Origin of the sequence: Gloeocapsopsis crepidinum LEGE 06123 (assembly GCF_015207655.1) — a bacterium.
In the GTDB taxonomy this organism is placed as follows: Bacteria; Cyanobacteriota; Cyanobacteriia; order Cyanobacteriales; family Chroococcidiopsidaceae; genus Gloeocapsopsis; species Gloeocapsopsis crepidinum.
The window spans coordinates 25,032-37,324 of the sequence record NZ_JADEWN010000034.1 but is presented as its reverse complement, the minus strand read 5'-3'; the positions used below and the strand labels follow the sequence as shown (position 1 = coordinate 37,324).

10 protein-coding genes are annotated in these 12,293 nt (G+C 43.3%); all 10 read left to right on the top strand.

Translation table 11 applies throughout. The annotated features are described in order from the left end of the window. Positions 1 to 66 precede the first annotated feature (66 nt). The 10 genes from IQ230_RS14510 (at position 67) to rppB (ending at position 12,228) form a co-directional block, all read left to right on the top strand. Positions 67 to 546, top strand: coding sequence for a pentapeptide repeat-containing protein (locus IQ230_RS14510; RefSeq protein WP_193932675.1), 480 nt, complete (start codon positions 67 to 69; stop codon positions 544 to 546). Between the two features lie 27 nt (positions 547 to 573). Continuing rightward, positions 574 to 843 (top strand): DUF1830 domain-containing protein, encoded by a 270-nt coding sequence (locus IQ230_RS14505; RefSeq protein WP_193932674.1) that lies wholly within the window; start codon positions 574 to 576, stop codon positions 841 to 843. A gap of 59 nt (positions 844 to 902) precedes the next feature. Further along, entirely contained in the window at positions 903 to 2,846 is a 1,944-nt protein-coding gene (locus IQ230_RS14500) for a DICT sensory domain-containing protein (protein WP_193932673.1), read from the top strand. A gap of 317 nt (positions 2,847 to 3,163) precedes the next feature. Then, positions 3,164 to 3,841: a DUF305 domain-containing protein gene (locus tag IQ230_RS14495; RefSeq protein WP_193932672.1), complete on the top strand. Its 678-nt coding sequence runs from the start codon at positions 3,164 to 3,166 to the stop codon at positions 3,839 to 3,841. A 130-nt stretch (positions 3,842 to 3,971) separates the two neighbouring features. Next, a complete protein-coding gene (locus IQ230_RS14490) occupies positions 3,972 to 4,601 on the top strand; it encodes a class I SAM-dependent methyltransferase (protein WP_193932671.1) in 630 nt (209 codons plus the stop codon). Between the two features lie 231 nt (positions 4,602 to 4,832). Further along, the gene (locus IQ230_RS14485; protein WP_193932670.1) at positions 4,833 to 6,530 is read left to right on the top strand and encodes an efflux RND transporter periplasmic adaptor subunit; all 1,698 of its coding nucleotides are present in this window, start codon (positions 4,833 to 4,835) and stop codon (positions 6,528 to 6,530) included. A gap of 1 nt (position 6,531) precedes the next feature. After that, positions 6,532 to 9,624: an efflux RND transporter permease subunit gene (locus IQ230_RS14480; RefSeq protein WP_193932669.1), complete on the top strand. Its 3,093-nt coding sequence runs from the start codon at positions 6,532 to 6,534 to the stop codon at positions 9,622 to 9,624. A gap of 104 nt (positions 9,625 to 9,728) precedes the next feature. Further along, a complete protein-coding gene (locus IQ230_RS14475) occupies positions 9,729 to 10,208 on the top strand; it encodes a hypothetical protein (protein WP_193932668.1) in 480 nt (159 codons plus the stop codon). A 12-nt stretch (positions 10,209 to 10,220) separates the two neighbouring features. Next, positions 10,221 to 10,922 (top strand): two-component system response regulator RppA, encoded by a 702-nt coding sequence (gene rppA, locus IQ230_RS14470; RefSeq protein ID WP_193932667.1) that lies wholly within the window; start codon positions 10,221 to 10,223, stop codon positions 10,920 to 10,922. After that, positions 10,909 to 12,228, top strand: a complete 1,320-nt coding sequence (gene rppB / locus IQ230_RS14465; RefSeq protein WP_193932666.1) for a two-component system sensor histidine kinase RppB — start codon at positions 10,909 to 10,911, stop codon at positions 12,226 to 12,228. The genes rppA and rppB overlap by 14 nt, the downstream gene beginning before the upstream one ends. Positions 12,229 to 12,293: the final 65 nt, after the last annotated feature.

Sequence of the window (12,293 nt, the reverse complement as noted above, 5' to 3'; positions counted from 1 at the left end):
CTCATAACTCAACACTTCACGACTCATAACTCTCTTAAACTCATATAAGTTTGACAAAGAAGTCGTATGGATGCTGATGAACTGAATCGGCGATATGCAGCAGGAGAGAGAGATTTTAGCTTTGCCAATCTGCGGGGAGTTAACTTAAGTGAAGTTAATTTACAAGGTGCAATTCTTTGGGGCGCAGACTTAGCGCGAGCCAACTTGACTGCTGCCAACTTAAGACGAGTAAAGCTGAGTTCCGCAAACTTAGTTGGAGCAATTTTGTGGAGGGCTGACTTAACTCAAGCAACATTAAATAAAGCAAATCTGAGTAAATCAATTTTAATTAAGGCAAACCTCGGTGAAGTAGATTTGAGCGAAGCGCTACTCATTAAAGCAGATTTGCGGCTAGCTCAGTTAACACGTACAAAATTAACCAAAGCCAAGTTAAAAGGGGCTGATCTGCGATATGCAGAACTTAGATTAGTAGATATTAGTGGTGCAGATTTGAGCCAAACCATTCTAAATGGGGCAAACTTAAGTGGAGACTTACTTGCAAATTAGCAGTAAAACTGAGTAAGGATTGATACTATGACTCAAAGTGCTCCAACAACTGAATGCGATCGCCAAATCTTGTGTTGCTACGTCAATCATACTAGTCTGTTGCAGATTACCCGCATTTCTAACATCCCTAGCTGGTACTTTGAACGAACTGTTTTTCCTGGACAAAGACTTTTGTTTACAGCACCACCAGAAGCTGAGTTAGAAATCCACACCAGTAAGCTTGTTAATGCGACTTTATCAGATAAAATTCTTTGTTCGCACTTGCAGGTTCATGAAGGATCTGGAGAGATAATTTAACTTATCCCTCACAATTTGGGCTGAGGGACATTACAGATTAGGTTTTACGTAGATTGGTGATGAGGATTTTGCATTCTCCACTCCAGGAGTTACTTCAAGCCCGACCTGACTTACACCCTCAAAGGTATTTTAAGTCTTCCTTAACGGCGCTATCGCATGCGATCGAAGATTTAGTACTCAATGGGAAAGATAGACCGTTAGTCATCGCCAATTTTCAACGCGAACGCTTTTATCGCACCGAAACAAGACGCTATCAGCAAATTGCACAACGCACAGATCATGTCTATGTTTTGGCTACACCAGAGTCTAACTTTGCATCTGCAGCCGAACCTTACGAAACAATTCCTTTTGATCATCGCGATCAGCTAGTGAATGAGTGGCATTTAGTTGTTGTTGGGCAAGAATACACTGCTTGCTTAATTTGTCAAGAGCATTTTACTCCAGACGCACCTCCAGTCATCGATCAGGCACGACAGTTTGAGGGAATTTGGACGTTTGATCGCCAAGTTAGCTGTCAAGTCGCCCATCTGTTACTTGCGAGAATTTTAGTTTATCGACCAGAGTTAGCCCAGAAAATACAACAAGCGCGAATAAGGTTTGGTTTAAATGCAATTGGGCTGATGACCTCAGTGGGACGAGGAAGTATCGACGCTGTAACATTTACTGAACGCTTAGTGACTCATTTGCAAGCAAGTCAGTATCGCTTGTTGAAAGCTTATCGCACGATCGCAACGCAAGAACGCCAAGAACGCCTCGTTAACTCAATCACTACTGCAATTCGCCGTTCGTTGAATTTACACGAGATTCTGACGACAGCTGTACAGGAACTAGGGCGAACTTTTGAGCATTGTCGCTGTCTACTTTATCGTTGCGATCGCATTTATCAAGATGTCACGATTGAGTACGAAGCGCTAGCGCCTGGAATGACGGCGTTGAAAGGAGAAACTTGGCTTTTAGTCGATAATCCCTTGTTTCAAGCTGCTGTAGCAACTGAAAAAGCGATCGCTGTTACAGACGTAACCAAACTTCCTAGCTTACAAGCTAATCCGGCTTTAACAACTCTACTATCACGTTCTAGGATTCGCTCGTGGTTACTCGTTCCTGTAATTTACCAAGAAACGCTACTTGGGATGTTGGAAATTCATCACACAGGTGCAGAACCTTATATTTGGCAAGAGCAAGATATTGCTTTAGTAGAAGCGATCGCAAATCAAGTCGGTGTTGCTTTAATTCAAGCGCAAGCATATATCCGCCTCGAAGAACTTAATAATCAATTAGCCGCATTAGAACGCACTCGCAGTAACTTAATTGCGATTGTTGGTCATGAATTGCGTACTCCTTTGTCTACAATCCAAATTTGTTTGGAAACTTTAGCAACTGAGCCGGAAATGACTTTAGAAATGCAGCAAGTCATGCTGCAAACTGCTTTGGCTGATGCTGAGCGTTTGCGGAAGCTCACTCAAGATTTTATTACACTTTCTCGCTTAGAAAGTGGACAGATTCACTGGCAATTAGAACCAATTTCCTTACAGGAATGTCTTAATTTAGCGCTGAATAGTCTCAAGGCTTGGTGGTCGCCACAAGATTTGGCTCGTATAGCTGTCAATCTACCATCAAAATTACCTCTTGTTTTGGCAGATGGTGAAGGACTGGTTCAAGTTTTGACTAAATTAATTGATAATGCTTTGAAGTTTGCACCTGATGGTAAAGTCACAATCAAGGCGCGATCGCTAAAAAATAAGCTAGCATCTAAGCGCACTTCTATGATTGAGGTTTGTATTGCTGACACCGGACGAGGTATTGAACCAAGTCAGTTAGAAGCCATATTCACGCGTTTCTCGCAAGAAGAAGAATATCTCCGACGCATCTCCAGTGGAACAGGGCTAGGACTCGCAATTTGTCGCCAGATTGTTCAAGGTTTGGGAGGACAAATTTGGGCTGAGTCCGCAGGTAAAAATCAGGGAAGTCAGTTTTATTTTACAATTCCGGTTAGTCAGTCATGAGTTGGGAAAGACGAGGAGTCGTGAAGTGTTGAGCTTAAGAGAGTTATGAGTTATTGTCTTCAATTCAAAACGTGCTAACGCACCGCTACGCTAACAAAACTGAGAACTCAAATCTCTTGAGGATTCAAAACTCACGCCCTAGTCACTAGCCACTCTTTACTTAATTCCTTGAATCGCAATTTCATCTTTATTTCATTTTTACAGAGCAAACTAAGTGGGGTATAGTGCGATCGCGCAAAGCGCCTCTGTCCTTGACTCTCTAGTTGACTAGAGATTATAAGATGAAAATGTTTGTTTTGAGGAGTGAAAATTCAAAGATGCTTTTAAAAAAGCGTTTTGCGTTAAATATTATGGCGATCGCCGCAACAAGTGGATTAGTTGTATCGTGTGCAGCTGTTCCGCCAACTCAAACGCAAGTATCAAATACACCAGCCTCAAATACTCATGAGATGGAGGGAATGACACATAATGGCATGAACCATGCTATAGCAATAAATTTAGGTCCTGCGGATGAGAACTACGATTTGCGGTTTATTGATGCGATGATTCCCCACCATCAAGGTGCTGTAGAAATGGCGCAAGAAGCTTTAGAAAAATCTCAACGCGCAGAAATTAGAGAGCTAGCAACAGAGATTATTGAAGCGCAACAACAGGAAATTGCACAGGTACAGCAATGGCGACAAGCTTGGTATCCGCAAGCCAGTGACGCCCCAGTTGCTTACGATCCTCAAACAGGCGAAACTGTACCAATGTCTCAACAGCAGATGCACAACATGATGATGCATGGCGATCTAGGGGTTGCTAATGACGAATTTGACCTACGTCTCATTAATGCGATGATTCCCCATCACGAAGGTGCTGTAGTCATGGCGCAAGATGCTTTAGAGAAATCTCAGCGACCTGAAATTAGGAATTTGGCTCAAGAAATTATCAATTCACAAGAAGCAGAAATCGAGCAGATGCAACAGTGGCAACAAGCTTGGTATAACCAATAGAATTCCTTGATAAATTCGCTACTAAAAAAAGTTTAACAACGTGGAATTACTGATAAAAATTCTGTTTCAGTAGCGCCGACTTCAGTCGGAGGAAGAGTGCAATTTTTTCATGGCACCGTGGAGATTTAGCATGACTGAGACTAAGGTTCGTCAGCAATATAACCAAATGGCAGCGACGTATGACCAACGCTGGAGTAGCTATGTTAGTAGTACATTATTATTTCTCCAATCTTGGGCAGATATTTCACCAACTGCAACTGTACTTGATGTTGCTTGTGGAACAGGAGAGTTCGAACGGCTACTACTAGCTGATAATTCTCAGCAAAAGATTGTTGGGGTCGATATTTCCGAGAAGATGCTCGCGATCGCTCGTGAAAAATGCCACGTTCCTAATGTTTCGTTTTATACTGCTCCTGCATCGGCGTTACCTTTTGCCGATAACAGTTTTGATGCGATCGTGTGTGCTAGTTCGTTTCACTATTTTGATAAACCCAACACAGCTTTGTTGGAAATGAAACGCGTTCTCAAGCCTCATGGTCGCGTGGTCATTTTAGATTGGTGCAAAGATTACTTGCTGTGTAGAATCTGCGACTGGGTGTTACCAATTTTTGATTCTGCTTACAAGCAGTGTTACACGCAAGCAGAGTTTCATTCCTTACTAACATCCGCAGGATATAAAATTTCCCGTACTACAAAAGTTCGCTTTGGGGTTGTATGGGGGTTAATGGTGGCTACAGCTTCTGTAGAGCCTAGCGAATAAATTCGCTAGCTAAACAAACATAGTCCACCTCCGTGGACTATGAAAAATTAGGATCGTAGAAACCTATGAAGATAGGTTTTTGTATGTGTAGCTGCGGTTTCAACCGCTTAGCCCTCTGACGTTTTGACAAATTACCAAGAATAGAATATTTCATCCTAATTTCATTTTTGCATGAGAAGCTAAACATTCAAGGCTTTCATAATCCGCTACTCACCATACATAAAAATGCCGATGCAGGTAACTAAACTTCAACTTGAGCCGTTAAGGGTAGGGGTAAATAATGTGCTTCCTCGCTGCTATATCAAACCAGCAACAATATTGTGTTGTGGAGTAGTATTCAGCTTGATCTTCCTCGCGACTCCCAGTAGAGTTTTACCGCATGGCGGACACGATCATGGATTTGGAGAGGGAAATACAGCAAATCAAGCTCCTGGTGAGATTCAAGTTGATGCAGAAACCGCCAAACGCATCGGTATCAAAGTTGAACCTGTAACGCGTCAGAGGTTAGCAATCGGAATTAAAACGACAGGACAAATTGAAACTTTACCCAACCAAAAAGTTGAGGTGACAGCGCCGCTTAATAGCACGGTAGTAGAATTGCTGGTTAATCCTGGTGATGCGGTTAGAAAAGGGCAAGCAGTTGCTATTATTTCCAGTCCAGAATTAGTCCAACTGCGGGTAGAATCTCAAGAAAAACAAGCCGAGGGGATTGCAGATCTACAGCAAGCGCAAGCCGATTTAAACCTAGCGCAACAAAACTATCAGCAATATGCACAGATCGCAGCAGCAGAAATTGCTCAAGCCCGCAGTCAAGTTAACTTTGCGCAAGAAAAGTACAATCGCGATCGCGAGTTAGTCGCAGCAGGTGCGCTACCACGTCGCAACGCCCTCGAATCGCAAACCGAACTAGTGCAAGCGCAAGCTGAATTAACAAAAGCAACAAGTCGCCGCGATGTATTAGCAGCAGAGACACAACTCAAACGCGCTCAATCAGCAGTTAAAGTCGCGCAGTCGCGCATCAATCTGAGTAATGCGACTTATCAAACAAGACTGCAACAACTTGGTACACAAGCGAATGCTAAAGGATTAGTCACCGTAACTGCTCCTATATCCGGTACAGTTGTCGATCGCGAAGTTACGCTTGGTCAATCGTTTCAAGATGCTGGTGGTAAGCTGATGACGATTATGAATAACAGTCGCGTATTTGCTACGGCAAATATCTATGAAAAAGATTTAGCTCAAATTCAAACAAATCAGCGTGTTAATGCTAAAGTGGCGGCGCTACCTAATCGCACCTTCAGCGGACGAATTACGCGCATTAGCTCAGTTGTAGCAGGAGAAACGCGAGTTCTACCAGTGCAAGCAGAACTTGATAATCTTGAAGGACAACTTAAGCCAGGAATGTTTACTGAGTTAGAAATCCTCACCGATCGCACTGCAACACCTCGATTAGCAATTCCCACTACCGCAGTTGTTGAGGCGAATGGTCAGCCACTCGTTTATGTTCAAAATGGTAGTGCTTATTTGCCCGTTGAAGTGACCTTGGGTGAAACTTTTGGTGACATGGTTGAAGTTGAGAGCGGATTATTTGAGGGAGATTTAGTTGTGACGCAGCGATCGCCACAACTGTATGCCCAATCTTTACGTGCTGGTAATACGACAACAGCAGATACTTCTGACGAAACCCCAAGTCAACCACAATCGCAAACTCAAAATCCTCTTCCTTGGTGGTTAGTTGGAGTCGGGGGAGGTGCAGTTATTGCTACAGGAGCGTTCATGGCGGGTGTTTGGTCGAGTCGCCGCTCTCAACGTCAGTTACTCGCTGATGCAGCAGCAATAAATAATGACTTGGCTACTTTCAACAACCATCACGAGCCAAATCCTCACGAGCAACTAGAATCTAGCCTCAAGCAACCTTCTGACTTTTGATATGTTAAATGCCATCCTCAAGTGGTCGATTGTTCGACGCTGGCTAGTTGTCTTAGGAGCGATCGCGGTAACTGTGTTAGGAATTTATAACTTGACACAAATGCCATTAGATGTATTTCCAGATTTTGCTCCGCCCCAAGTCGAAATTCAAACAGAAGCCCCAGGACTCGCGCCTGAAGAAGTTGAAGCGCTGATTACACTACCGATTGAAAGTGCAATTAACGGAACTCCTGGAGTGACAACCGTTCGTTCTTCATCTGCTGTGGGTATTTCGGTTGTTAAAGTCATTTTTGGTTGGAGAACTGATGTTTATCAAGCGCGTCAACTCGTGACAGAACGATTGCAGCAAGCACAAAGTAAGCTACCACAGGGCATTGAGCCGCCACAAATTTCTCCGAGCGCTTCGCCCATTGGGACAGTTTTTCAGTATGCTTTGACTGCTGAAACAACACCATTAATGGAGGTACGGCGAATTGTCGATCGCGATATCACAAACCGGATACTAGCAGTTCCTGGTGTTTCGCAGGTCATTGTCTACGGTGGAGATATTCGTCAATATCAAGTTTTAGTTGATTCAGCGCGACTACAAGCATTTAATGTCACGTTAGCTGAAGTGACAGAAGCAGCAGCGGCGGCGAATACAAATGCGGCGGGGGGTTTTCTGGTAACTCCCGATCAAGAGTTATTAATTCGCGGTATTGGTAGAATCACAGCCCTGGAAGACTTGCAGCGATCGGTTGTGACTGCCCGTAATGGTACACCCGTGTTGTTGAGTGATATTGCTGATGTGCAGATTGGTGCTGCACTGCAACGCGGTGATGGTAGTTTGAATGGTCAACGCGCTGTTGTTGTGACGATTAACAAACAGCCACAAGCTGACACGCCTACGGTGACACAGGCGATTGAAAGTGCCATGACAGAAGTTCAGTCGAGTTTACCGCAAGATGTGAGTGTAACTGTTACTTTCCGTCAGGAAAATTTTATCGATGATGCGATCGCTAATGTGCAAGGTGCGTTACGCGACGGCATCATTATTGTCTCAATTATCCTATTGCTGTTTTTGATGAATTGGCGTACTGCGTTAATTACGCTGAGTGCGATTCCGCTTTCTGTACTCGTGGGCATGATGATTCTCAACTTGTTTGGGCAGGGTATTAATACGATGACACTAGGAGGATTAGCTGTTGCGATCGGTTCAGTCGTTGATGACTCGATTGTGGATATGGAAAATGCCTATCGGGGACTGCGCAAAAATCAGTTAGCTGGAAATCCTGTGCATCCGTTTCAAGTTGTGTATGACACGTCTGTGGAAGTACGAGTCAGCGTGTTGTTTTCTACAGTAATTATTGCAGTTGTTTTTGCACCAATTTTTACATTGACAGGAGTTGAAGGACGCATTTTTGCCCCAATGGGGGTGGCGTATTTAGTATCAATTTTTGCTTCTACTTTAGTTGCAATGACGCTTTCACCTGCATTATGCGCAATTCTGCTAGCGCATCAGCAATTACCTGCCGAAGAAACTTGGATTTCTCGCATTGCACAACGACTGTATCGCCCGTTACTCAAGTTTGCGATTAATGTCCCTAGTGTGATTTTGACGGTGGCGATCGCTGCATTTATCGCCGCAATGATTGTTCTCCCCTCCCTAGGACGCGTATTTTTACCAGAGTTTCAAGAGCGATCGCTGGTGAATGCAATGGTGCTTTATCCTGGGACTTCTCTAGAAACGACAAATCAAGCTGGGATGGCAATTCAAGCTGCACTCAAAGACGATCCGCGCTTTGAAACAATTCAACTGCGTGCCGGACGTGCGCCAGGGGATGCAGATGCGGGTGGTGTCAACTTTGGACACGTCGATATCGAAATTAGCGATGAGGGAATGCGAGATCGCGAAGCCACGCTAGAGAAAGTCCGCGCAGAATTTGCCAAATTACCAGGAGTTGCTCCGAGTATTGGCGGATTTATTTCGCATCGCATGGATGAAGTATTATCTGGGGTACGGAGTGCGATCGCGGTAAAAATTTTTGGTTCCCAACTCAATCAATTACGCAGCATTGGTACTGAAGTTGAAGCCGCTATGCGCAATGTTGCAGGCGTCGTAGACTTGCAACTCGAACCACAAGTTCCGATTAAACAACTACAAATTCAGTTTGATCGTGCTGCGGCTGCACGTTACGGTTTATCAGTAGGTCAATTATCAGCAGTGATTGAAACTGCGTTGAATGGGCGCGTTGTTTCGCAAATTTTACAAGAACAACAATTATTTGATTTATTAGTGTGGTTACAAGCCGATGCGCGTAACAATTTAGACACGATTCGTAATTTATTAATTGATACTCCAAATGGACAAAAGATTCCTTTGGCTCAAGTAGCTCAAATTAATTACGGTACTGGTCCAAATACAATTAATCGAGAAAATGTTTCACGCTTAATTGTTGTTTCTGCAAATGTGTCTGGTCGCGATTTAGGGTCGGTAATTGCAGATATTCGGAATAATATTAACGAGCTTCAACTACCTGCTGGCTATTTTATTCAGTACGGCGGACAATTTGAATCTGAACAACGTGCGACACAAAACTTACTCTTCTTTGGTACGTTAGCACTGGTTTTTATTGCTGTACTCATGTATTTTGCTGTTAAATCAATGACAGCAATGTTGATGATTATGATTAATCTTCCCTTAGCTTTAGTCGGCGGAATTTTTGCGGTTGCTTTGAGTGGTAGAGTTCTTTCTATTGCATCTATGGTAGGTTTTATTACGCTGTCTGGTATTGCGACTCGTAATGGATTGTTGCTTGTTGAAAATTATAATGGCAAATTAGCTCAAGGAATGCCAATTAAAAAAGTTTTGTTGACAGGCTCAATGGAACGACTGGTTGCAATTTTAATGACGGCGCTTACCTCGGCTTTAGGTATGGTTCCTCTAGTTATTGGTGGTGGCGCGGGTAAAGAAATACTCCAACCTTTGGCTGTTGTTGTGTTAGGTGGATTGTTTACTTCTACTGCATTGACTTTATTAGTTTTACCTGCTTTATATGCACAGTTTAATAGGTTTTTGGTTCCGCAAAAAGTTGTGTTGCATGAAGAATTTTAATGCGTTTAATAAACCACTTCAGATGCAGAGGGTGCAGAGGAAACAAGTGATTATTTGTAAGTATTTTTAGACTTTTTGTAGTAGATGAGTTTAAGGAAATTATTATGAAGAATTTGAAAACAAAATTTGTTGTTATTGGTAGCTTAGGTCTGATTTTTTTAGGTGCTTGTAACAACAGCAATCAAGTAGCAAATCCTGATAATAGCCCTGCTGCTGTCAACAATTCTGCTGATGCGATGCCACAAGGCGATACTACTCATGCTGCAATACCACAAGCAGGTGGTCAAGTAATTGAATCGGGACCATATCATTTGGAGTTTGTTCATGCAGCAGAACCTAATGGAACGCATTTAGATTTCTATTTGCAAAGCGGCGACAACCATGAACCAATACCCGATGCGAATGTCACTGCTCAGGTGCAACTTCCTGATGGTAATCCGAAAACGCTTAATATGAATTATGATGCTGCGGGTAAGCACTACACAGCAATGCTGCCTGAACAAGCGTCTGGAGAGTATAAAATTGCAATTCTTTCAGAGGTTAATGGTGAAAAAGTTAATGGTCGTTTTGCTTTCAAGCGATAAGGGTTAATTGCAATGAGAGTGTTGCTTGTTGAAGATGAGCCGGATTTGGGAAGGGCGATTAAGCGCACTTTGAATCGAGAAAAGTATATCGTTGACTTGGTTTTGGATGGTGTTGAGGCATGGCACTATTTAGATAATTGGACGCAGTACACGCTAGCGATTTTTGACTGGTTGCTACCAGGAATGTCAGGTATCGAACTATGTCAGCGGCTACGACAGCAACACAATTCTTTGCCAGTGTTGATACTAACAGCTAAAGACCGGATGGAAGATAAAGTTACAGGATTAGATGCTGGTGCTGATGATTATTTGGTTAAGCCGTTTGGTATGGCAGAATTATTGGCACGGTTGCGTGCATTGCAACGGAGAGTACCTCAGATTCAACCGCAACAACTGCAAGTTGGCAATCTTACTCTCGACTATCAAACTCATACAGTTTGTGCGCAGGATAGCTTGGGAACGCAGCAAGTAATTGTGTTAACAGCAAAAGAGTTTCAATTGTTAGAGTATTTCTTGCAGCATCCTAATCAGATTGTAACTAGTGACCAAATTCGGAATCAATTATGGGAAGTTAATGCAGAATCTGTGAGTAATGTAGTCGCTGCACAAATCCGATTGTTACGACGCAAGCTAGCTCAATCGGGTAGCGATCGCTCTATCGAAACTGTACATGGTATTGGGTATCGTTTTAACTCGACCCATGTATCACAATAAACTATTTCAGCGGACTCGTTGGCAATTGGCAGGCTGGTATACGCTTGTTATGGGCTTTATCCTCAGTGTTTGTGGTTTGGGATTGTATGAGGCAGTCGATCATGCACATCAGCAAACGCTCGATCGCGAACTTGAATCTGTTGCCGGAACGCTACACGACAGTATTGAAGCTACACTACAGCAACCTGGACGGTTAAATCTAAGAGCACAACAACTACTACCAGAACCAAGAACAGAACACGTTCTCGGCGTGATTCATCAAGGTGATTACTATATTCGATTACTCGACACTTCAGAACAAGTTGTGGCAATAGCAGGGTTTCAGCCTGAAGGATTACCGCTGACATCAGCGAGAGTAACTTGGCGAACGCTGCAAGATCCGCAGGGAAATCGCTATCACCAAATTTCGTTACCATTACATACCCGAAATAACCTTAATTGGGGGTATATGCAGGTAGGGCGGAGTTTACAAGATATCGATGATTATCTGGCAAATGTCAGGTTCATTTTATTGTTGGGGTTGCCGATCGCCATGATTTTAGTCGGCGGTGCCAGTTGGTGGTTGGCTGGATTAGCTATGCAACCAATTTACCAATCTTATAGTCAAATTCAACAATTTACCGCAGATGCTGCGCATGAATTGCGAACACCCTTAGCTGCGTTGGGAGCAACTGTAGAATCAGTATTGGGAATGCCTACTTTATCCGAATCAGAGGCACGAGATACTTTACGTACTGTTGAGCGTCAGAATCGGCGGTTAACTACTCTAGTCACAGATTTGCTTTTGCTAGCTCGTTTAGAGCGACAGCGCGTATCAGTCCGCCGCGAATGCTGTCTCAATGATATTATCAACGATTTAGTTGAGGAATTAGCCGCTTGGGCGATCGCATCTGAAGTTGAGCTAAATGCTGAACTAAGAGTGCATCAGCAGTTGCAGATTATCGGTGATGAAGAAAAACTGTATCGCTTAATCTCTAATTTAATTGATAATGCAATTCAATACACGCCTGCAGGTGGTGTAATAACTGTGCGTTTAGACCGTAGCGATCGCTATGCTGTAATTCAAGTGCAAGATACCGGAATTGGTATTTCTTGGCAAGCACAACAAAAAATTTTTGACCGCTTTTATCGCGTCAGTAGCGATCGCTCGCGTCATACAGGTGGCTCTGGGTTAGGACTTGCGATCGCGCGGGCAATTGTGCAAGCACACGGAGGTAGCCTACAGGTACAAAGTAAGTTAGGTAAAGGTAGCACATTTGCGGTTTATTTACCTTTGAACATATCTTCAAAGTACAAAAGTCATTGAGCAGATTGCAGAGCATTTGGTATGTATAGAGTAAGGTCATTTATTCTTCATGGAGTGTAATCGGC